Source organism: Pseudomonas sp. B8(2017) (genome assembly GCF_002113575.1).
GTDB lineage: Bacteria > Pseudomonadota > Gammaproteobacteria > Pseudomonadales > Pseudomonadaceae > Aquipseudomonas > Aquipseudomonas putida_Z.
Map to the genome: position 1 here is coordinate 364,558 of NZ_NEIO01000001.1, position 22,780 is coordinate 387,337.

16 protein-coding genes are annotated in these 22,780 nt (G+C 63.7%); 5 read left to right on the forward strand and 11 right to left on the reverse strand.

What is annotated here, in order from left to right:
• Positions 1-33: 33 nt before the first annotated feature.
• Positions 34-1,098, forward strand: coding sequence for a uroporphyrinogen decarboxylase (gene hemE / locus CAG22_RS01745; RefSeq protein WP_025340953.1), 1,065 nt, complete (start codon positions 34-36; stop codon positions 1,096-1,098).
• 116 nt (positions 1,099-1,214) lie between these two features.
• Positions 1,215-1,562 (forward strand): NirD/YgiW/YdeI family stress tolerance protein, encoded by a 348-nt coding sequence (locus CAG22_RS01750; protein ID WP_039612521.1) that lies wholly within the window; start codon positions 1,215-1,217, stop codon positions 1,560-1,562.
• Between the two features lie 100 nt (positions 1,563-1,662).
• Here the strand turns inward: CAG22_RS01750 and CAG22_RS01755 are convergent, their stop codons facing one another.
• A complete protein-coding gene (locus CAG22_RS01755; protein WP_256582400.1) occupies positions 1,663-2,850 on the reverse strand; it encodes an MFS transporter in 1,188 nt (395 codons plus the stop codon).
• Between the two features lie 164 nt (positions 2,851-3,014).
• Here CAG22_RS01755 and CAG22_RS01760 point away from each other — a divergent pair, with 164 nt between their 5' ends.
• Both CAG22_RS01760 and CAG22_RS01765 read left to right on the forward strand, forming a co-directional pair.
• Positions 3,015-3,926: a LysR family transcriptional regulator gene (locus CAG22_RS01760; protein ID WP_085691420.1), complete on the forward strand. Its 912-nt coding sequence runs from the start codon at positions 3,015-3,017 to the stop codon at positions 3,924-3,926.
• A 166-nt stretch (positions 3,927-4,092) separates the two neighbouring features.
• On the forward strand, positions 4,093-4,866 hold the full coding sequence (locus CAG22_RS01765) for a ParA family protein (RefSeq protein WP_025340949.1): 774 nt from the start codon (positions 4,093-4,095) through the stop codon (positions 4,864-4,866).
• Here the strand turns inward: CAG22_RS01765 and trxC are convergent.
• The 7 genes from trxC to betI form a co-directional block, all read right to left on the reverse strand.
• A complete protein-coding gene (trxC, locus tag CAG22_RS01770) occupies positions 4,863-5,297 on the reverse strand; it encodes a thioredoxin TrxC (RefSeq protein ID WP_025340948.1) in 435 nt (144 codons plus the stop codon). The genes CAG22_RS01765 and trxC overlap by 4 nt on opposite strands.
• A gap of 188 nt (positions 5,298-5,485) precedes the next feature.
• Positions 5,486-6,946 carry a protein adenylyltransferase SelO gene (gene selO / locus CAG22_RS01780; RefSeq protein WP_085704176.1) on the reverse strand — a complete coding sequence of 487 codons (1,461 nt, stop codon included), beginning with the start codon at positions 6,944-6,946 and terminating at the stop codon, positions 5,486-5,488.
• Between the two features lie 180 nt (positions 6,947-7,126).
• On the reverse strand, positions 7,127-10,462 hold the full coding sequence (gene mscK / locus CAG22_RS01785) for a mechanosensitive channel MscK (RefSeq protein ID WP_085587750.1): 3,336 nt from the start codon (positions 10,460-10,462) through the stop codon (positions 7,127-7,129).
• A 35-nt stretch (positions 10,463-10,497) separates the two neighbouring features.
• Entirely contained in the window at positions 10,498-12,240 is a 1,743-nt protein-coding gene (locus CAG22_RS01790) for a potassium/proton antiporter (protein WP_025340945.1), read from the reverse strand.
• Between the two features lie 267 nt (positions 12,241-12,507).
• Complete coding sequence (gene betA / locus CAG22_RS01795) at positions 12,508-14,205, reverse strand: choline dehydrogenase (RefSeq protein ID WP_085587752.1); 1,698 nt, start codon at positions 14,203-14,205, stop codon at positions 12,508-12,510.
• A gap of 77 nt (positions 14,206-14,282) precedes the next feature.
• A complete protein-coding gene (gene betB / locus CAG22_RS01800) occupies positions 14,283-15,755 on the reverse strand; it encodes a betaine-aldehyde dehydrogenase (protein WP_025340943.1) in 1,473 nt (490 codons plus the stop codon).
• Positions 15,756-15,794: 39 nt separating this feature from the next.
• On the reverse strand, positions 15,795-16,451 hold the full coding sequence (gene betI / locus CAG22_RS01805; RefSeq protein ID WP_025340942.1) for a transcriptional regulator BetI: 657 nt from the start codon (positions 16,449-16,451) through the stop codon (positions 15,795-15,797).
• Positions 16,452-16,984: 533 nt separating this feature from the next.
• Here betI and CAG22_RS01810 point away from each other — a divergent pair.
• Entirely contained in the window at positions 16,985-18,931 is a 1,947-nt protein-coding gene (locus CAG22_RS01810; RefSeq protein ID WP_223998156.1) for a BCCT family transporter, read from the forward strand.
• 291 nt (positions 18,932-19,222) lie between these two features.
• On the opposite strand, the gene CAG22_RS01820 is transcribed toward CAG22_RS01810, so the two are convergent.
• From CAG22_RS01820 to CAG22_RS01830, 3 genes are all read right to left on the reverse strand, one after another.
• Entirely contained in the window at positions 19,223-19,990 is a 768-nt protein-coding gene (locus CAG22_RS01820; RefSeq protein ID WP_085704177.1) for a divergent polysaccharide deacetylase family protein, read from the reverse strand.
• Between the two features lie 8 nt (positions 19,991-19,998).
• On the reverse strand, positions 19,999-21,315 hold the full coding sequence (locus tag CAG22_RS01825) for a S41 family peptidase (RefSeq protein WP_023660970.1): 1,317 nt from the start codon (positions 21,313-21,315) through the stop codon (positions 19,999-20,001).
• Between the two features lie 78 nt (positions 21,316-21,393).
• On the reverse strand, positions 21,394-22,698 hold the full coding sequence (locus CAG22_RS01830) for a murein hydrolase activator EnvC (protein ID WP_085704179.1): 1,305 nt from the start codon (positions 22,696-22,698) through the stop codon (positions 21,394-21,396).
• Positions 22,699-22,780 lie beyond the last annotated feature (82 nt).

Consider the following 22,780-nt stretch of genomic DNA (forward strand, 5'->3'; position numbering starts at 1 on the left):
GAAAATGCCCGCACTATTTTTCCGGATGCCGACATGACTGCCCTGAAGAACGATCGTTTCCTGCGTGCACTGCTCAAGCAACCCGTAGACGTCACCCCGGTGTGGATGATGCGCCAGGCCGGCCGCTACCTGCCGGAGTACCGCGCCAGCCGCGCCAAGGCCGGTGACTTCATGAGCCTGTGCATGAACCCGCAGTTCGCCTGCGAGGTCACCCTGCAGCCGCTGGACCGCTACCCGCTGGACGCGGCGATCCTGTTCTCGGACATCCTCACCATCCCCGATGCCATGGGCCTGGGCCTGTACTTCGAAAGCGGCGAAGGCCCGCGTTTCAAGAAGGTCATCAGCACCCCGGCCGACATCGAAGCGCTGCCGATCCCCGACCCGCAGAAAGACCTTGGCTACGTGATGGACGCGGTCAGCACCATCCGCCGCGAGCTCAACGGCCGCGTGCCGCTGATCGGCTTCTCCGGCAGCCCGTGGACCCTGGCCACCTACATGGTCGAAGGCGGCTCGTCGAAGGACTTCCGCAAGACCAAGGCCATGGCCTACGACAACCCGCAGGCACTGCACCTGCTGCTGGACAAGCTGGCCCAGTCGGTCACCAGCTACCTCAACGGCCAGATCCTCGCTGGTGCCCAGGCCGTGCAGATTTTCGACACCTGGGGCGGCAACCTGTCGGCGGCGGCTTACCAGGAGTTCTCCCTGGCCTACATGCGCAAGATCGTCAGCGGCCTGATCCGCGAGCACGAAGGGCGTAAGGTGCCGGTGATCCTGTTCACCAAGAACGGCGGCCTGTGGCTGGAAAGCATCGCCGAAGCCGGCGCCGACGCGCTGGGCCTGGACTGGACCTGCGAGATCGGCGATGCCCGCCGCCGCGTGGGTGACAAGGTTGCGCTGCAGGGCAACATGGACCCGACCGTGCTGTACGCCAAGCCCGAGGCAATCCGCAAGGAAGTGGCGCGCATCCTGGCCAGCTATGGCCACGGCACAGGCCATGTGTTCAACCTGGGCCACGGCATCACGCCGGAAGTCGACCCGGAGCACGCCGGCGTGTTCATCAACGCCGTTCATGAGCTGTCGGCGCAATACCATCAGTGAATTGATCTCTGAACACGAAAGCCCGGCCATGAGCCGGGCTTTTTGTTGCATTAAGTTTTAATTCAGCGATCGTCGTTAATCTGGTCCCATCGAAACCGAAACAGGACCTGATCCTCATGAAAGCACGCTATCTTGCGTTGATCCTCGCCCCCTTGTTCAGCACTGCTGCCTTGGCTGCCGGTTATACCGGCCCCGGCGCCCAGTCGGTCACCACCGTAGCTGCGGCCAACGATGCTGCCGACGACACCCCAGTGGTACTGCAAGGCTTCGTGACCAAGAAGATCAACAACGACGACAAGTACGAGTTCAAGGACAACACCGGCACCATCACCGTGGAAATCGATGATGAAGACCTGCCGCCGACGCCGTTCAACGACAAGACCAAGGTCAAGCTGACCGGTGAGGTGGAGAAGCACCTGATGAGCCGGGAGGTGGATGTGGATATGGTCGAGATCATCAACTGATCTGAGATTTTGGGGCTGCTTTGCAGCCCATCGCGACACAAGGCCGCTCCTACAGGGATTCGCGTTCCGCTGTAGGAGCGGCCTTGTGTCGCGATGGGGTTCAGCTCGATTTAGGTGGCAGCTTGCTCAGGTGCAGTGCCACCAGCAACGCCACCGCCAGCAGGCTGCCAATGAACAGCCCGATGCCATTCCAGCCCCACTGGTGCCAGAACACCCCGCCCGCCGTACCGGCCACGCTCGACCCGGCGTAATAGCTGAACAGGTACAGCGACGACGCCTGTCCCTTGGCCTTCAAAGCCCTGCGGCCGATCCAGCTGCTGGCCACCGAGTGCGCGCCAAAAAAGCCGAAGGTGAACACCAGCATACCGACGATAACCATCACCAGCGGGCTGGCCAGGGTCATCAGCAAGCCGCCCGCCATCACCACGATACTGGCCCAGAACACCTTGCGCCGGCCCAGTTTGTCAGCCAGTGCGCCGACCTGCGCCGAGCTGTAGATGCCAGACAGGTACACCACTGACAGCAAGCCGACCAGCGCCTGGTTCATGTGATAGGGCTCGGCCAGCAGGCGGTAGCCGATGTAGTTGAACAGGGTGACGAAGGCGCCCATCAGCAGGAAGGCTTCGAGGAACAGCCAGGGCAGGCCGGCATCCCTGAAGTGCATGACGAAGCCATCCAGCAGGCTGCGTGGGTTCATCGCCTGCGGGCGGAAATTGCGCGATTCGGGCAGCACCTTCCAGAACACCAGCGCCGCCACCAAGGCCAGGCCGCCGATGGTCAGCATCGCCGTGTGCCAGCTGACGAAGTCGATCAGCACGCCGGTGATCAGGCGCCCGCTCATGCCGCCAATGGCGTTGCCGCCGATGTACAGGCCCATGGCCAGGCCGATGTGCTGCGGGTGGATCTCTTCGCTCAGGTAGGTCATCGCCACCGCCGCCAGGCCGCTCAGCGACAGGCCGACCAGGGCGCGGGTGGCCAGTACCAGCTCCCAGCTCGGCATCACCGCGCTGGCCAGGGTGGAAAGGGCGGCGCAGACCAGGGCAAACACCATCACCGGCTTGCGCCCGATGCGGTCGGAGATAGGGCCGGTGATCAGCAGGCCGAACGCCAGCATGGCTGTGGAGACCGACAGCACCAGGCTGCTCTGCGCCGCATTGATGGCAAATTCCTTCGACAGCAACGGCATCATCGGCTGCACGCAGTACAGCAGGGCGAAGGTGGCGAAGCCGCCGCTGAATAGCGCCAGCACGGTCTTCATGAAAGCGGGGGTGCCTTTTTCGATCCACATTTCGTTCAGCGGGGCAGGTTCGGGTTCGGCGGGAAGGGGAGCTACAGCAGTTTTCACGGGGGGTACCTCTGGCGCAATGAAAAAAGCATATAGCTGGCTAATGATTAGATCCAATATATTGTTCGACCTATTTGAGATGTTCTACGACCTGTTCGGAGCTGATCATGGAACTGCGCCATCTGCGTTACTTCATCGCCGTGGCCGAAGAGCTGCATTTTGGCCGCGCCGCCCAGCAGCTGGGCATTTCGCAGCCACCCTTGAGTCAGCAGATCCAGGCGCTGGAGCAGGAACTGGGGGCCCGTCTGTTCGAGCGTACCAACCGTCGGGTCGAGCTGAGCGAGGCGGGGCGGTTGTTCCTCGAGGAAGCCCGCCAGGTGCTGGCGCAGGTGGAAAAGGCCGCCGATGTCGCCCGGCGTGCGCAGTTGGGGGAGCTGGGGGAGATGAAGATCGGCTTTACCTCCTCGGCACCGTTCACCTCGAAGATCCCCAAGGCCATCCACGCGTTTCGCCAGCGCTTCCCGGCGGTGCACCTGAACCTCAAGGAAATGAGCAGTCGCGACGTGGCAGAAGGGGTGTTCGACGAGTCCATCGAGGTCGGGCTGATGCGGCCGATGCCGCTGCCGGAAGGGCTGGTGGCCACCGAGTTGTTTCGCGAGCCGCTGGTGGCAGTGATAAATGCCTCGCATCCATTGGCCGAAGGCACGGAGCATGGCCTGCACATGGCCGCGCTGGCCAATGAGCCGTTCGTGTTCTTCCCGCGCAGCTATGGCAGCGGGTTGCACGCACAGTTGCTGAGCCTGGCGCGCCAGGCGGGTTTCAGCCCGCATTTTGCCCAGGAGGCGGGGGAGGCGATGACCATCATCGGGCTGGTATCGGCAGGGCTTGGGGTATCGGTGCTGCCGGCGTCGTTCCAGCGCATGCGCATCGAGGGGGTGGTCTATCGCACGCTGCTGGATGAAGGGGCGATGTCGGCGGTGTGGCTGGTGCAGCGCGAGCATGGTGGGTCGGCGATGGCACGGGCATTTGCCGAGTTGCTCACAGGGCAGGTGGCTGGCGGGGGCAGTGTAGTTGCCTGATCGGGCCCCGATCGCCGGCAAGCCAGCTCCCACAGGGGACGCGCTTGGCTTGCCGGCGATAGGGCCAGGGCAGGCAGCACAAGGCTGTTGTTCCGGGCAAATGGCACTGGTCATTGCCGCAGCGGCGCCACATACTCGGGCATTCGTTGATACACGGAGGTCAATCATGCGGCGCGTGGTGTTCAATCAGAAAGGTGGTGTGGGCAAGTCGAGCATCGCTTGCAACCTGGCGGCGGTGAGCGCCAGCGAAGGTTATCGGACCCTGCTGATCGACCTGGATGCCCAGGCCAACTCGACCCAGTACCTGACTGGCCTGACCGGCGACGATATCCCCATGGGCATCGCCGACTTCTTCAAGCAAAGCCTGTCCAGCGGGCCGTTCAGCAAGAAGAACCAGGTCGATATCTACGAAACCCCGTTCGACAACCTGCACGTGGTCACCGCCACGGCCGAGCTGGCCGATCTGCAACCGAAGCTTGAGGCGAAGCACAAGATCAACAAGCTGCGTAAGTTGCTCGACGAACTGGACGAGGACTACGAGCGCATTTACATCGATACCCCGCCAGCGCTGAACTTCTATGCGGTTTCCGCACTGATCGCCGCCGATCGCGTGCTGATTCCTTTCGACTGCGACAGCTTCTCACGCCAGGCCCTGTATGGCCTGCTGGCCGAGATCGAAGAACTCAAGGAAGACCACAACGAAGACTTGGTGGTCGAAGGCATTGTGGTCAACCAGTTCCAGTCCCGCGCCAGCTTGCCACAGCAGATGCTCGACGAGCTGCTGGCCGAAGGGCTCCCGGTGCTACCGGTGTACCTGGGCAGCTCGGTGAAGATGCGTGAGTCGCACCATGCCAGCCTTCCGCTGATTCACCTGGAGCCCAGGCACAAGCTGACCCAGCAGTTTGTCGAGTTGCATTCGCTGCTCGAAGAGAACGCTTAGACCCCCTGGCTACGCAACCACTCCAGCAACGACTGGAGTGGAAACGCCCCGGCCTGACGGCTGACTTCACGGCCATTCTTGAACAGCAGCAGGCTGGGGATCGAGCGGATGCCCAGTTGCCCGGCCAGGTTGCGGTTGGCTTCGCTGTCGAGCTTGGCCAGGCGGCAGCGGCCGGCCAGTTGGCGGGCGGCCTGTTCGAAGGTGGGGGCGAAGGATTTGCACGGACCGCACCAATCCGCCCAGATGTCGACCAGCAGTGGCAGGTCGCCTTTGATCTGGCTGGCGTAGCTGGCTTCGGTGAGTTCGAAGGGGGTGCTCAGCAGCACGTCCTGTTTGCAGCGGCCGCATTTCGGCGCGTCGCCCAGGCGCTCGGCGGGCAGGCGGTTGAGGCCGTTGCAGTGGGGGCAGGGGATTACCAGTGGGTCGGACATATCAATTCCTTGTGTTGTTTGTTCGGGCGCTATCGCCGGCAAGCCAGCTCCCACAGGTACGGCGCAAGCCTTGGGTTGAGCGCCGTACCTGTGGGAGCGGGTTTACCCGCGAACACCGGCGTAGCCGGTGCCATCCAGCGCGTCGCATTCTTCGCGGGTGAACCCGCTCCCACAGGGTTCGGAGTTGGTCAGGAGGAGCAGCTGATTTCCAGGTGCTTGCCCCATTCCGGCGGGCGTTCGGCATAGCCCTGCATCCCGGCCTGCTCCTCGAACGGGCGGCTCAGCACCTCATGCAGCTGTCGCACTTCACTGTAATCCCCCGCTTCGGCTGCTTCGATGGCTTTCTGTGCCAGGTAGTTGCGCAGCACGTACAGCGGGTTCACCGCATGCATGCGCTCACGCCGCCCTTCGGCATTATCCGCTTCGCGCTCGCAGCGGGCCAGGTAGTCCGCCCCCCAGGCATCGAAACCGGCCAGGTCGATGAAGTCGTCACGCACTACCTTCAGCGCCTCGGCCACGGGCTGATCGCCCAGCTTGCGGAAGAACAGGTTGTAGTCCACACCACCGCTCTGCATGCGCTGCAGCAGGCGCTCGACCAATGCCATGTCGTCCTCTTCCGCGGTGGTCAGGCCCAGGCGCCGGCGCATCAGGTCCAGGTAGTGTGCCTGGTACAGCGGCAGGAACAGGCCCAACGCCTCCTTGAGCGGTTCGACTTCGATCACCGTGGTCAGCGCCTGGGCCAGCGCACTGAGGTTCCAGTGGGCGATCGGTACCTGGTTGGCGTAGCTGTAGCGGCCACGGTCGTCGGAGTGGTTGCAGATGAAGTTGGCGTCGAAGTCGTCGAGGAAGGCGTACGGGCCGAAGTCGAAGGTGATGCCGAGGATCGACATGTTGTCGGTGTTCATTACCCCGTGGCAGAAGCCATAGGCCTGCCAGCGTGCGATCAGCTCGGCATTGCGCTCGACGATGGTGCGGAACATGGCCAGATAAGGCTGCTCGGCATCGCGGCATTCGGGGTAGTGCTGCTCCAGCACGTGGTCGATGAGCACGCGCTGCTGTTCTGGCTGCCTGGTGTAGTAGAAGTATTCGAAATGCCCGAAACGCACATGGCTCTGCGCCAGGCGGGTGAGCATGGCCGCGCTTTCGCGGGTTTCGCGCCACACCGGGGTGCTCGAGCCGATCACGCACAGTGCCCGGCTGCTGGGAATGCCCAGGGCGTGCAGGGCCTCGGAGGCGAGGAACTCGCGGATCGAGGAACGCAGCACGGCGCGGCCGTCGCCCATGCGCGAGTAGGGCGTCTGCCCGGCACCCTTGAGGTGCAGGTCCCAGTGCTCGCCCTGGTCATTCAGCACTTCGGCCAGCAGCAGGCCGCGGCCATCACCCAGGCGCGGGTTGTAGGAGCCGAACTGATGGCCGGAATAGACCATCGCCCGCGGGTCGGCCTCCTCCCATAGCTTGTGGCCGCTGAACAGCTCGGCGAAAACCGGCAGCTCTGCCTGGGCCGGGTCGAGGTCGAGCAGCGCCATGGCCGACTCGCTCGCTACCACCAGGCGTGGGTCTGCGATGGGTTCGGGCAGGACCTGGGTGGAGAACGCGTCGCCCAGGCGGGCGAAGCGATTGTCGAAAGTGAGTTGGTCGAGGGCTTTCACGGGCTGCTCCTGGAAGTCGGTACCTAGGGGGCCGCTTTGCGGCCCATCGCCGGCAAGCCAGCTCCCACAGGGGATGTGCAGGGCCTGGGTGCGGCACGGCCCCTGTGGGAGCTGGCTTGCCGGCGATCGAGGGCGAAGCCCTCGCAGGCATTCTGGGCGTTCATGCTCTATGGAGTCCACTCACACAGGTTGAGTGCCATCCGGTTTCGGCTGCTCCACCGGAATCAGCTGCTGTTTGCCGCCCTTCGGATCCATCAGAAACACCTCGACCTGGCGCACCGAGATCTTGATGTTGTGCGCCTTGAACTCGCGGTTGATGTAGCGGTTGATCTCGTCCAGCGTCGGGTTGCGGTCGCCCAGGTCGCGTACGTGCATGCGCAGCTCGTGGTCCAGCGAGCTCTCGCCGAAGTTGAGGAAGTACACGATCGGCTCCGGGTCCTTGAGCACGCGTGGGTTTTCGTGGGCACCCTTGAGCAGCAGGTCGCGCACCAGGTCCAGGTCCGAGCCATAGTCGATGCCCAGCTTCAGCGTTACCCGGGTGACCGTGTCGGTCAGCGACCAGTTGATCAGCTGACCGGTGATGAAGGTCTTGTTGGGGACGATGATGTCCTTGCGGTCGAAGTCGGTGATGGTGGTGGCGCGGATGCGGATCTTGCTCACCGTGCCCGACAGGTTGCCGATGGTAATGGTGTCGCCAATCCGCACCGGGCGCTCGAACAGGATCATGATGCCGGAGATGAAGTTGGCGAAGATCTCCTGCATGCCGAAGCCCAGGCCCACCGACAGCGCGGCCACCAGCCATTGCAGCTTGTCCCAGCTGACCCCGAGGGTCGACAGGGTACTGACGATACCGACGCCGACGATGACATAGGACAGCAAGGTAGTAGTGGCATACGCACTGCCCTGGGCCAGGTTGAGCCGCGACAGCACCAGTACTTCGAGCAGGCCGGGCAAGTTCCGTCCTAGCGCGAAGGTGATGCCGATGATGACCAGCGCACCGAGGAAGTCGCCCAGGCTGATCGGCACCATGCTGGCGGTGGCACCGGTGCCGCTGGAGTACTCGTACAGGGTGAAATTGTTGAGGTAGGCGAACACCGAGATCAGGTCCGACCACACCCAGTACAGGCCGGCGATGAAGCCGCCGAGCAGGGCCAGGCGGATCAGGCGCAGCGACTGCTGGTTGACCTGCTCGATGTCCAGGGTCGGCTCTTCGGTGATGACTTCGCCATCCAGCCCTTCCTTGGCCGCCGCCCGCTTGCTCAGCGCGCGCTGGTAGGCCAGGCGCCGTGCCGCCACCGACAGGCCACGCACGAACGCGGCTTCGATCACCAGCCAGAACAGCAGCAGGTACAGGGTGTAGATCAGCCGGTCGGTAAGTTTCAGTGCGGTGTAGTAGTAGCCGAAGCACACGGCCACGAACAGGGCGATGGGCAGGGCGGTGAAGGCCACGCCCACGGCCTTGCGGAACAGCGAAGTGTCGCGGTGCGCCGGGCTGCTGAGCAGCAGGCGGCTGAGCAGCCAGGCCATCAGTGCGTAGCAGGTCAGTACCACGCCGATACCCAGCACATCATCGGCCAGCGCCGAAGGCTGATGTTCGGCCACTGCCACCACGCCGACCAGTGCCAGTACCACGGTGCCCAGGCGACGCACCCAGCCACGCAGGAACTCGACCTGCGGCTTGTGCCAGCGGAAGTGGATTTCCGCCACGCCGCCCGGGGCGAGGATGCGGTAGGCGGTGTAGAACACCAGCCAGGCCTGGGCCAGTTGCCAGAGGGCGGCGCCGAGGTTGGCATTCTGCCCGCGGGCGTCGATCTGCAGGGCGTAGCTGCACAGGGCCAGGCCCAGGCTGACCGGCATCGCCAGCAGGATGTTGATGAGGATCGCCTGTGGCGTGTGCCACTGGCTGTCACGGCGGAAGTGGCCGATGTCCTGGTGCACCTTGCCCAGCCGTTGGTACAGGTATTTGCGCCGCCACAGCAGGGCGCCGATCACCAGCAGCAAGGGCAGGAACAGCAGGGGGCGCTGGCCCAGCCCATCGGCCAGTTCCTTGAGGCCCGAACCCCAGGGCAGGCTGGCTACCTGGTCGGCGAAGCGTGCCGGCACCAGGCTCAGCCATTCCCAGTCCAGTGGCTTGTTGCTGGGAATCCAGAACATCTGCTCTTCGAGCGTGGTGCGCAAGCCCTGGGCGGTGCCGAGCAGCTGCTTCTGGTTGAGCTGCAAGGTGATCGATTCGTTGAGCAGTGCCGACAGCTCCCGGCTGAGGCGTTCGAGCAGGTCGACGCGGGTAATCATCACCTCCAGCAGCGCCTTGCGCAGCTGAGGGGTAACCTGCTCCTGCGGCTGGCCGAGCAGCAGGTTGTCGACGTACGCGGCGGGGCTGCTCATCTGCTCGCGTTGCTGGTTCACTTCGAACTGGTAAAGACGGATATCGGCGATCTGGTCAGCCAGGTCGCGGTCGACTTTCAGGTGCGGCAGGGCCTGCTTCTGCTTGTAGAGGATCTTGGACAGCAGCAGGCTGCCCTTGAGCACGCTGATCTGTTCGTCCAGGGCCTGGTCGGCCTGGGTCAGGCTGTCTAGCTGCTGCTTGCTGCGCAGGTTCTGCTGGGTCAGCTCGTTGAGACGGTCGGTGCTCTTGAGCAGGTAGTCGGAAAGTTTCAGGTTGGCAGCGCTTTCGTTGGCCAGCAGGGTGCTGCCGCCGGCTTTCTGCGCTTCGATCGACTGCTGGGTGACCGCCTGTTGCGACTGGGCCAGGCGTTTTTCGTTGATCAGCGATTGCAGGTCCTGGATTTCCTGCTCCATTCGTGTGGCGCGCTCGATCAGCAGGTCGTGACGGGCATTGCCCAGGTCCTGCAGCAGGCCGTTGCCAGCCAGTTCCTGGCGGCGCAACGAGGTCAGGGCATTTAGCGACGCCAGCTCGGCATTGAGCCTGTTGCGTTGGTCGCTGTTGAGCGGCTTGCCGTTCTCCTTGCCGCTCTTGAGGCTGAGGTTGATCTGCTGGGTACGTGTCTGGTTGTTGCTGATTTCTGCCTGAGCCCGCTCTGGGCGGGTCTGCGAGTTGATGATCAGGCTGTTGGCATCCGACAGTGCCTTTTGCAGTTCGCCTTGTTGCGTACTGCGCTCGCTGAGCATCTGCTCCAGCTGTGGCACGTTCAGGGTGGCGTAGCGTTGGGCCACCGGCAGTGGCTTGCTGGCCTTGAGCTTGATCAGCTCGCGCTGGCTGTCGGCGGTTTCCTTGGGCGCGCCAGCCAATTGCTGCTTGAGTGCCTCAAGCTTCTTTTCGCTGTCTTCCTTGCTGAGCAGCAGTGCCAAGGTCTGTTCCAGCACCTGTTGCTGGGCCTTCTGCTCCGGTGTCTGTTGCGCAGCCTTGGGGTCGGCCTCGGCACCCTTGGGCTGGGAAATCTTGTTCAGGCTGCTCTGGATGCTGGTCGTGGTGGGAAGCTCGGCCGCACCAGCGGCGAACGAGAGAGACAGGCACAGCCCGAGCAGGGCTGTGCGGAGGTACACGCGCAGGGACATAGGCAGACTACTTGTGGATCCGGCAGAAACGAAGTTTAGAGGAACAATCCTGGTCCGGGTCGCGTTCCTTCGGGGAATCTGACGCCTACTTTCTGGATCTTGTTCCCGTCCATGGTGGCCACGGTCCAGATCGTGCCATGCCATTCGACCTGGTCACCTACTACTGGAGCGCCTCCGACCTTCTGTCGGATGAACTGGGCCAGCGGCATTTTCGCGTCCAGGCCGTCGAGTTTCAGGCCGTACAACGCTGCCACCGCACCCAGTTCGGCATCGCCTTCGAGCACGAAGTCGCCGAAGAAACGCAGGTCGAGGCCACGTTGTGGCGCCTGGCTGAACAGTTTGCCCAGGGCCGGCAGGTTATGTTCGTGGCCGATCACGCAGAGCATGTCGCCTACTTCCAGTACCGTACTGCCGGACGGGTGCAGCAGCTGCTCGCCCCGGAACAGCGCGGCGATCCGCGTGCCTTCGGGCATCTTCAACTCGCGCAGGGCGGCGCCGATGCACCATTTTTCGGCGCCCAGGCGGTAGACGAACATTTCCCACTCGCTGGTGATGTGCACTTCCAGGGCGGAGCGGGAGATTGGTGCCGGGTCTGGCGGTACTGTCACTTTCAACAGCTTGGCCATCCACGGCAGGCTGGTGCCTTGCACAAGCAGCGACACCAGCACGATGAAGAAGGCCAGGTTGAAGAACAGCTGGGCGTCCGGCAGGCCGGCCATCAGCGGGAACACTGCCAGAATGATCGGTACCGCACCGCGCAGTCCGACCCAGGAAATGAAGCCCTTTTCGCGGCCATGGAAAGCCTTGAACGGCAGCAGGGCGGCGACCACCGACAGCGGCCGCGCCACCAGGATCATCCATAGCGCCAGGCCCAGCGCCGGCAGGGCGATGGGTAGCAGGTCGTGGGGCGTGACCAGCAGCCCCAGCACCAGGAACATGCCGATCTGCGCCAGCCAGGCCATGCCGTCGAGCATGTGCAGGATGCCGTGGCGGCTGCGGATCGGCTTGTTGCCCAGCACCAGGCCGCACAGGTACACGGCAAGGAAGCCGCTGCCGTGCAGGGCGTTGGTCAGCGAGAACACCACCAGGCCGCCGGCGATCACCAGGATGGGGTACAGGCCGCCAGCCAGCTTGATGCGGTTGACCAGTTGCAGCATCAGCCAGCCGCCGCCCAGGCCCAGCAGCCCGCCTATGCCGAATTCGCGCAGCAGGTGGGTGAGCAGGCTCCAGTGCAGGCCGGTCTGGCCGCTGGCGATCATGTCGATCAGGGTGACGGTGAGGAACACTGCCATCGGGTCGTTGCTGCCCGACTCGATCTCCAGGGTGGCGGTAACCCGCTCGTTCAGGCCTTTGCCGCCGAGCAGCGAGAACACCGCCGCGGCGTCGGTAGAGCCGACGATGGCGCCGATCAGCAGGCCCTGGATCAGGCTCAGGTCGAACAGCCAGGCGGCGACCAGGCCGGTGAGGGCGGTGGTGATCATCACGCCGATGGTGGCCAGCGACAGCGCCGGCCACAGCGCCACGCGGAAACTCGCCACCCGCGTGCGCAGGCCGCCGTCGAGCAGGATCACGGCCAGCGCCAGGTTGCCCACCAGGTAGGCGGTCGGGTAGTTGTTGAAGATGATGCCGCCACCATCGACCCCGGCGACCATGCCGACGGCGAGGATGATGACCAGGATAGGGATGCCCAGGCGCGACGACAGCGAACTGACCAGGATACTTGCGCCCACCAGCAATGCGCCGATCAGGAACAGGCTGTTGATGGTGCTTGCATCCAAAGGCAGGTACTCCGGGGACCGCAGGGGGGAGGGGACTTGATAGCATGACGCTAGCAGGTCGCGTGCCAAATGATTCTAACCTGATGAATTGGCAGGCTGTAAAGCGTTTCTGCAGATGAAAAAAAGGCACCGCGGTGGGTGCCTTTTCTGGTGTTGCCTGGGTGGGCCTCTTCGCGGGCGCGCCCGCTCCCACAGGTGAATCACAAATCTCAAATTCTGTGAGAATCCTGTGGGAGCGGGCATGCCCGCGAAAGGGCCGGTGCAGGTTTACGCCTGCTTGACCTCACGCATCGGCTTGCCCTTCACCGGTGCATCGCCAGCCACGTAGTACTTGGCGGTGCTGCGCGGCAGCGGCTTGCGGCCACGGATCTTGTCCGAGATTTTCTCGGCGATCATGATCGTGGTGGCGTTGAGGTTGCCGGTGATGATCAGCGGCATGATCGACGCATCGACCACGCGCAGGCCCTTCATGCCATGCACGCGGCCTTCGCCGTCGACCACCGCCATGTCGTCGGTGCCCATCTTGCACGAGCAGGACGGGTGGAAGGCGGTTTCGGCGTGCTCGCGGATGAACTTGTCCAGCTCTTCATCGGTCTGCACGTGCGCGCCCGGGCTGATCTCACGGCCACGGTACGGGTCCAGTGCCGGCTGGGCCATGATTTCGCGGGTCAGGCGGATGCCGTCACGGAACTCCTGCCAGTCCTGCTCGGTGGACATGTAGTTGAACAGGATGCTCGGGTGTTGGCGCGGGTCCTTCGACTTGGCCTGGATGCGGCCGCGGGCAGGCGAACGCATCGAGCCCATGTGCGCCTGGAAGCCGTGTTCCTTCACGCCGTTGGAGCCGTTGTAGTTGATGGCCACCGGCAGGAAGTGGTACTGGATGTTCGGCCACTTGAATTCAGGGCGGGTACGAATGAAACCACCGGCCTCGAACTGGTTGCTGGCGCCGATGCCGGTGCCGTTGAACATCCACTCGGCACCAATGGCCGGCTGGTTCCACCACAGCAGCGACGGGTACAGCGACACCGGCTGGGTGCAGGCGTACTGCAGGTACAGTTCCAGGTGGTCCTGCAGGTTCTCGCCAACGCCCGGCAGGTCGTGCACCACCGGGATGTCGAGGCTTTCCAGCAGGGCGCGCGGGCCGACGCCGGAGCGCTGCAGCAGTTGCGGCGAAGCGATGGCGCCGGAGCTGACGATCACTTCCTTGCGGGCGCGGGCTTCAACGCGTTCTTCGCTGTCGCCGACCAGGTAGGTCACGCCGATGGCGCGCTTGCCGTCGAACAGCACGCGGTCAGTCAGGGCGTGGGTGACGATGGTCAGGTTCGGGCGCTTCTTGGCCTGGTCCAGATAGCCACGGGCGGTGCTGGAACGGCGGCCGTTCTTGGTCACCGTACGGTCCATCGGGCCGAAGCCTTCCTGCTGGTAGCCGTTGAGGTCTTCGGTGCGCGGGTAACCGGCCTGCACGCCGGCCTCGACCATGGCGTGGAACAGCGGGTTATTGCCAGCCTTTGGCGTGGCAACGCTGACCGGGCCTTCGCCACCGTGGTAGTCGTTCGGGCCGATGTCGCGGGTTTCGGCTTTACGGAAGTACGGCAGGCAGTCCAGGTAGGTCCAGTCTTCCAGGCCTGGCAGTTCTGCCCAGCCGTCGAAGTCCATGGCGTTACCGCGGATGTAGCACATGCCGTTGATCAGCGACGAGCCGCCCAGGCCCTTGCCGCGGCCACATTCCATGCGGCGGCCGTCCATGTACGGCTCCGGGTCGGTCTCGTAGGCCCAGTTGTAGCGGCGGCCCTGCAGCGGGAAGGCCAGGGCGGCCGGCATCTGGGTACGGAAGTCGAAGCGGTAGTCGGGGCCACCGGCTTCCAGCAGCAGTACGGTGACGCCGGCGTCTTCGGTCAGGCGGGTCGCCAGGGTGTTACCGGCCGAGCCGGCACCGACGATGATGTAATCGAATTCTTGGGACATGAAAGTACCCTCGTGTTGGCGGTGATCAGGGAGCGGGAACGCCCGTGCGCAGCGGCACGGGCGGGGCTATACAGGGTTTAGAAAACCGAGTTGTAGCCGCCCAGCTCGACCTGGACCGACTTGATGCGAGTGTATTGAGCCAGCGAGCTGACGCCGTTCTCACGGCCGACGCCCGACTGCTTGTAGCCACCGACCGGCATTTCGGCCGGCGATTCGCCCCAGGCGTTGATCCAGCAGATACCGGCTTCCAGCTTGTGGATGATGCGGTGGGCGCGGGTGATGTCGTTGGTGCAGACACCGGCGGCCAGGCCGTACTCGGTGTCGTTGGCACGACGGATGACTTCTTCTTCGGTTTCGTAGGTGAGGATGCTCATCACCGGGCCGAAGATCTCTTCCTTGACGATGGTCATGTCGTCGGTGCAGTCGGTGAACACGGTCGGGGCCACAAACGCACCCTTGGCGAAATCACCGGCGGTCAGACGTTCGCCACCGCACAGCACGCGGGCACCTTCTTCCTTGCCCTTGGCGATGTAGCCAAGCACGCTTTCCATGTGCTGGAAGCTGACCAGCGGGCCGAAGTTGGTGTTTTCGTCTTCCGGGTTGCCAGCGCGGATGCGGGCAACGCGCTCGACGATCTTGGCCTCGAAGGCAGCTTTCATTTCAGCCGGGATGAACACGCGGGTGCCGTTGGTGCAAACCTGGCCCGAGCTGTAGAAGTTGGCCATCATGGCGATGTCGGCGGCCTTGTCCAGGTCGGCGTCGGCGCAGATGATCAGTGGCGACTTGCCGCCCAGTTCCATGGTGACTTCCTTGAGCGACGAGCTCGAGGCGCTGGCCATGACCTTCTTGCCGGTGGTGGTGCCGCCGGTGAAGGAGACTTTTTCGATGCGTGGGTGCTCGGTCAGCCAGGTGCCGACTTCGCGGCCGCTGCCGGTCAGGACGTTGAACACGCCGTTCGGCAGGCCGGCTTCGGTGTAGATCTCGGCCAGTTTCAGGGTGGTCAGCGAGGTGACTTCCGACGGCTTGAAGATCATCGCGTTGCCGGCGGCCAGGGCCGGGGCGGATTTCCACAGGGCGATCTGGATCGGGTAGTTCCAGGCGCCGATACCGGCGGTCACGCCCAGCGGCTCGCGGCGGGTGTAGACGAAGGACGATTCACGCAGCGGGATCTGCTCGCCTTCGATGGCCGGAACCAGGCCAGCGTAGTACTCCAGCACGTCGGCGCCGGTGACGATGTCGACGTAGCGGGTTTCCGAGTACGACTTGCCGGTGTCCAGGGTTTCCAGCATGGCCAGCTCGTCGTTGCGCTCGCGCAGGATCTCGACGGCGCGGCGCAGGATGCGCGAACGCTGCATGGCGGTCATCGCGGCCCAGACTTTCTGGCCACGCTCGGCGCTTTCGACGGCCTTCTCGACGTCAGCCTCGGTGGCACGTTGCACGTGGGCGAGGACTTCGCCGGTAGCCGGGTTGATGGCTTCGAAGGTGGCATCGCTGCCAGCGTCGACGTAAGCGCCATCAATGTAGAGTTTTTGCGTTCCGAAACGGGCCATAGTGTCCTCGCAAGTGCAGTGTGTGGTTTGGCTTGCGCGTCACGCTCCTGCCGGGTTGGCAAGGGCCGTGCGCGTTGGTTCAGCGGCCTGGTCGTTTGTACCCAGGGTGTGCTGTTTAGCCAGTTGTAGATCCATGTATTCGTAAGCAATCCGTATCGCCTGGTCGGTGTCGAATGCATCACCCGACAGGGCGCCACGCAGCCACAAGCCGTCGATCAAAGCTGCCAGGCCGCGGGCTGCCTTGCGCGCATGGTAAAGCGGCAGGGCGCGGCGGAACTGGCAGCACAGGTTGGAATACAAGCGGTGGTCGTTGATCCGCTGCAACCTGTGCAAATCGGGCTGGTGCATGCTGGAAGCCCAGAAGGCCAACCAGGTTTTCATCGCCGGGCCGTTCACCTGGCTGGCATCGAAGTTGCCCTCGATGATCACCTTCAGGTGGGCGCGCGGGCTGTCGTCCGTCAGGGCCTGGCGACGTGCTCTGACACCTTCGTTGAGCATGTTCATGATGTAACCCATCGTCGCTGCGATCAGGCCGTTCTTGTCCCGAAAGTAGTGACTGATGATGCCGTTCGACACACCGGCCAAACGGGCAATCAGCGCAATGCTGGCGTCGCCCAGTCCGACCTGATCGACCGCCTGCAACGTGGCTTCGATCAACTGCTGGCGGCGGATGGGTTGCATACCGACCTTGGGCATCTTGCTATCTCCTCAGGCCTGCGAGCAGACGACGGGCGGCTGACTCGGCGAAGGCCAGTCTATTTTGTTTTGATTGAACGTTCAATCAATAAAGAATAAGCTCTGCGACAATTTGTGCCATTGACAGTTTTTCAGGCGGTCGAGAAGGCACGGATTGACACCCCAGGAAATCGCGTAACCCCCGGAATACAAGGCGTTGACGGGCATGAGCGATGCGAAATGCAGATTCTGCCGTGCGGTCATGGACCCTGCGGCGGGCCCTTGGAGCGGGCGGGGTGATCTGTGACGAATGCGCGCACCTCGGCTGAGGCGTGGCATTTGCAGCAGGCCACCTGTCTGTTTTTTTGCAACGTATCGATTCGGGATCACGGTTTCCAGGGTGCTTTTATAACACCTGATGCAGTGGGGATATTCCACCAATTGCTCGGGAAAGACTGATTAGCCTCCACAGCTGTACTGCCCGGAGCATTCGTGCAATGAGTTCTGCCTCACTTACCAACCCTCCGGCCGAGAGGGTACGGGTCAACCGCGTGGTGTTCTTCACCTCCGCGCTGATGATCCTCGTTCTGACTGCCTTGCTTATCGCTGTACCCGAAACCGCCGGCCAGGTGCTGGGCGTGGCCCAGAAATGGCTGACGCGCACCTTCGGCTGGTACTACATGCTGGTAATCGGCGGTTACCTGCTGTTCGTCATCTACCTGGCCTTCTCCGACTACGGCAAGCTCAAGCTTGGCGGCAAGGATGACCAGCCCGACTTCAGCTATGGCGCCTGGGCCGGCATGCTGTTCTCCTCCGGTATCGGCATTTCGCTGCTGTACTTCGGCGCTTCCGAGCCGCTGGACCACTACTTCAACCCACCGGAAGGCACCTCTGCCAGCCTCGACGCAGCGCGCCAGGGCCTGCAGCTGACCTTCCTGCACTGGGGCCTTCATGGCTGGGCGATCTATGCGCTGGTCGGCCTGGCCGTGGGTTACTTCGCATACCGCCACAACCAGCCGCTGGCCCTGCGCTCGGCGCTGTACCCGCTGGTGGGTGAGCGTTGGGTCAAGGGTGCTGCCGGCAATGCCGTGGACATCTTCGGCATGTTCGTCACCCTGCTGGGCCTGGTGACCAACCTGGGCATCGGCTCGATGCAGGTGGCCTCCGGGCTGGAATACCTGTTCGGCATGGACCACAGCAAGACCAACCTGCTGGTGGTGATCCTGGTCATGGCCGGCGTCGCCACCGTGGCGGCGGTCTCGGGTGTGGAAAACGGCATTCGCCGCCTGTCCAACCTCAACATCGTGCTGTTCAGCGGCCTGCTGATCTTCGTCCTGCTGGGCGGCGAAACCCTGCACCTGCTCAACGGCTTCGTGCAGAACATCGGCGACTACCTCAACGGCATCGTGCTGAAAACCTTCGACCTCTATGTGTATGAAGGCGAAGCCGGCAAGTCCGAGCGCTGGCTGGGCCTGTGGACCGTGTTCTACTGGGCCTGGTGGATCTCCTGGGGCCCGTTCGTCGGCATGTTCATTGCCCGTATCTCCAAGGGCCGCACCGTGCGCCAACTGGTCAGCGGCGTGTTGCTGATCCCGCTGGGCTTCACCCTGGCCTGGCTGTCGATCTTCGGCAACACCGCGCTAGACCTGGTGATCAACCAGGGCGCCGTTGAGCTGGGCAAGACCGCCCTGGAACAGCCGTCGATGTCGATCTACCAACTGCTGGAATACTTCCCGGCGGCGAAGATCGTGATCGGTGTAGCAGTGTTCGTCGGCTTCGTGCTGTTCCTCACCCCGGCCGACTCCGGCGCGGTGATGATGGCCAACCTGTCGTGCAAAGGTGGCAAGGTCGACGAAGACGCCCCGCACTGGATGGTGGTGTTCTGGTCGGTGGTCATCACCCTGGTCACCATCGGCCTGCTGTTCGCCGGTAACTTCGAAGCGATGCAGACCATGGTAGTGCTGGCGGGCCTGCCGTTCTCGGTGGTGCTGGTGCTGTTCATGTTCGGCCTGTACAAGGCCATGAAACAGGACGTGGCGGTCGAGCAGGAGCGTGCCGAGCTGGCCGCCCGTGGCCGTCGCGGCTTCAGCGAGCGCCTGACCCAGCTGGAACTGCAGCCGACCCAGGCCGTGGTGCAGCGTTTCATGGACAAGCAGGTCAGCCCGGCGCTGAAAGAAGCCGCCGCGCAGTTGCAGACCCTGGGCTTCGAGGTGGAAACCCGGGTTGGCCAGTCGCGCAACATGATGGGCCTGCGGGTGATGATGGAAGAGGGCAACCCGTTCGTCTATGAAGTGAGCCTGGATGGCTACCTGGCCGCGCCGAGCGAAGCGCCGGTGGAAGGTGAGCCGGAAGTGCGCCAGCGCTTCTACCGCGCCGAGGTGTACCTGCACGATGGCAGCCAGGAGTACGACCTGATGGGCTTTGCGCCGGAGCAGATCGTGCGTGATGTGCTGGATCAGTTCGAAAGCCACCGCCAGTTGCTGGGGCGTGTGTACAGCTGATCGCTGTTGAGGCAAAAGAAAACCCGCTCGCATGAGCGGGTTTTTTATGACCTGAAGCCAATGTGGTCTCTGTGGGAGATTTCCCAGCCCTTTGGGTTGTGCTGTCGCGCAGGGAACAATGTTCGAGAGCGTGTCACCGTCTCTTGTGGGAGCGGGCGTGCCCGCGAAGCAGACAACGCGGTGTATGGCACCGGCTTCGCCGGTGTTCGCGGGCACGCCCGCTCCCACAGGGTCCCTGCTAATTCAATGAGTTATGTGTTGTTCTATGAGGCGGCCGGGTCGACAGCAATATCAGCGATTGCTGTAGCGGCCATTCCGGCCATGCCCCGGCATCGCCTGATTGCTGCGCACGGCGATCATCTGCTTGAGCCTGATCAGCTCGATGCCCTGGCTCCTTAACCTTGGCAACTCCCGTTCCAGCACTTCCAGGGTCTGTGGATAAGGATGCCCGATCAGCACCGCCGACCCCTGCTTGCGTGCCAGGGCGATGCCCTGCTGCAACTGCCCGGTAATCGCTTCAACGGTGCGCACATCATCGAGGAATACATCCCGCGAAACATGCGCCAGCCCCTGCGCCTGGGCTTCGGCCGCTGCCACGGTGGCGGCGCTGGTGCGGCTGTCGACGAAGAACAGGTGTCGGCGCTGCAGTTCCCCCATCAGCCAGGCCATCGGCTCACGCTGGGCGGTCATGCGGCTGCCCATGTGGTTGTTGATGCCGGCGGCATACGGAACCTTGGCCAGGGCTGCGTCCAGGCGTTTGGCCAGTTCTTCGATCGGTGTGCCAGGGTGCCAGGCATAGGGCCCGGTGGCCGGGTCCATGGGCATGTGCAGGATCACCATCTTGCCAGCCTTGTGCGCCTGGCGGGCAAAGTCGGTGGCATGCGGGGTGTCGGGCATGATCGCCATGGTCACCGGACCGGGCAGGGCCAAGGTACGGCTGTCGCGCTCGCTGCTCTGGCCCAGGTCGTCGATGATGATGCTCATGTAGGCCTTGCCGGCCGGCGCCGCTTGCGCGACCCCGGCCATCAGGCAGAACAGCAGACACAGCAGATAACGCATGGGGTGGATCAGTCGCCCTTGGTGATGTTCAGGCCTTTGAGCAGGCTCAGGGCCTGGCTCAGCTGGAAGTCGTCATCCTGCGGGCGCTCCTTGCGCTTGCCGCTGCCGGTCGGGCGGTCGGCACCGCCGTTGCCGTTGCCCAAGTGGCCCTGCAGGTCGGCTTCCTTGAAGTTGTCGGTGTCGGCTTCGGCGGTGAGCTTGGCCGGGCGCACTTCGATGTCGGGGACAATGCCTTGGGCCTGGATCGAGCGGCCGTTGGGGGTGAAGTACAGTGCGGTGGTGAGCTTCAACGCACGGTCATTGGCCAGTGGCAGCACGGTCTGCACCGAGCCTTTGCCGAAGCTGTCGGTGCCCATCAGCACGGCGCGTTTCTGGTCTTGCAGGGCGCCGGCGACAATTTCCGAGGCCGAGGCACTGCCGCCGTTGATCAGCACCACCAGTGGCACGCCGTCGCTGGCGTCGGCCGGGTCGGCCGAGAAGCGCAGCTCGGAGTTGGCGATGCGGCCCTTGGTGTAGACGATCAGGCCCTTGGTCAGGAAGTGGTCGGCCACTTCCACCGCCGACTGCAGCACGCCGCCCGGGTTGTTGCGCAGGTCCAGCACCACGCCGCGCAGCTTCTTGCCGTTGTCCTTGCGCAGCTTGGCCAGGGCCTTGCCTACTTCGTCGCCGGTCTTGACCTGGAACTGGGTGATGCGGATGTAGCCGTAGTCGTTCTCCAGCAGCTGGCTCTTCACGCTCTTGACCTGGATGACCGCGCGGGCCAGGGTCACGTCGAAGGGGTTGCCGCCGTCGCGCACCAGGGTCAGGGTGATTTTCTCGCCGACCTTGCCGCGCATCTTGTCGACCGCTTCGGTCATGGTCTGGCCACGAGTCGGGGCGCCGTTGATCTTGACGATCAGGTCGCCGGCCTGCACGCCGGCACGCGAGGCCGGGGTGTCGTCGATCGGCGAGACCACCTTGATGAAACCGTCTTCCTGGCCTACTTCGATGCCCAGCCCGCCGAACTCGCCGCTGGTGCTTTCCTGCAGCTCCTGGAAGTCCTCGGGGCCGAGGTAGGCCGAGTGCGGGTCAAGGTTGCTGAGCATGCCCTTGATGGCATTTTCCAGCAGGGTCTTGTCATCCACCGGCTCCACATAGGCCGCCTTGATGCGGTCCATGACCTCGGCGAAGGTGCGCAGCTCTTCAAGCGGCAGTGGCGCCTTGGCGGTCACCTCGGTGGCCGGTACTGCGGCCGGCTTGGCCGGCTCCGCGGCAGTGGCCAGGGGCGCGCCGACCGCCAGGGCGATGGACAGGGCCAGCTGGGTGAGACGAGGCGAGTGCAGCATGTCGAACGAACTCCTGATCCTGTAAGCGCTCCCTGGGGAGCATCGGCGCAGCCCGTGGGCTACCCCGTAGAAATTTGACTAGCCCCGGCACCACTGCGAAGGGTCGGTAGGCCGGCCCTGCTGGCGGATGGCGAAGTACAAGCCGGAAGCGTCCTGGCCGCCGCTGTCGCCAACGGTGGAAATGGCCTCGCCAGCCTTGACGATATCACCGGCGCTCTTGAGCAGGCTCTGGTTATGGCCGTACAGGCTCAGGTAACCGTTGCCATGGTCGAGAATGACCAGAAGCCCGGCACCGCGCAACCAGTCGGCGAACACCACGCGCCCGCCGTGCACGGCATGGACCTGGGTGCCCGGGTTGGCGCTGATCATCACCCCGTCCCACTTGGCACGGGCATCGCTGCCGCGGGCATCACCGAAACGTGCCAGCAATCGACCATTGACTGGCCATGGAAGTTTTCCCCGTGCGGCAGAAAATGCGCCGCCGTAGCTCGCGCCGTCGCTGGAAACCAGCGGGCCCAGGGTAGTGCGGGCCTTTTTCGGTGGCTCCACCGGTTCGCGGGCCTGTTCGCGGGCGGCAGCGGCGGCCAGGGCTTCCTGCTGGCGGCGTTTTTCCGCTTCCTGCTGGGCCAGCAAGGCCTTCTTGCGCGCTTCTTCGGCCTCGCGGGCCTGGCGGGCGAGGGTTTCCTCGATGGTCTTGAGTACCTTGGACAGGTCGGCCTGATCCTGCTCGCGCGATTGCAGCTTCTGGTCGCGGTCCTTCATGTCGCTGTTGAGCTTGGCCAGCACCTGCTGGCGCTTGCCACGCTCGGTTTCCAGGGCCTGGCGGCGGCTGTCGAGGTCGGCGCGCTGGGCCAGCAGCTGTTGCTGCTGGGTAGCGATTTCCTGTTCGACGTTGGCCAGTTGGCGCAGGGTCTCGTTGAAGGTGCGCAATTGCTCCAGGCGCGCCTTGCTCAGGTAGTCGTAGTAGGTGAGGGTGCGGGCGAACTTCTCGGGGTTCTGCTGGTTGAGCAGCAGCTTGAGGTATTCCTCGCGGCCGTTCTGGTAGGCCGAACGGGCCTGGATGGCGATCAGTCGCTGTTGTTCAACGCGGGCGCTCTGGAGTTTTTTTTTCTCGGTATCAAGGCGCTCCAGCTCGCCCTCGGTCTTTTTTAGTTCTTGCTGCAGGGCCTCCACCTGCTTTTCCAGGTTGCCGATATCGGTCTCGGTGGCTTTGAGGTCCTTTTGCACACCGGCCTTTTCTTCCTGGAGCTTGCCCAGCGTCTTCTTGAGCTCGGCAATGTCCTGGCGGGTGGCGTCCAGTTGCTGCTGGGTCTGCGCACGCTCATCGGCAAAGGCCGGGCTGAGCAGGCAAGACAGGGCTAGGAGGATCAGGGCGCGAAGCATGGGGTTTGGCGTACCAAGGATGGAGACTGGCCTAGTATGCCCGCGCGGGCGGGCAAAAAAAACGCCTCGCTGCGGGTGCAGA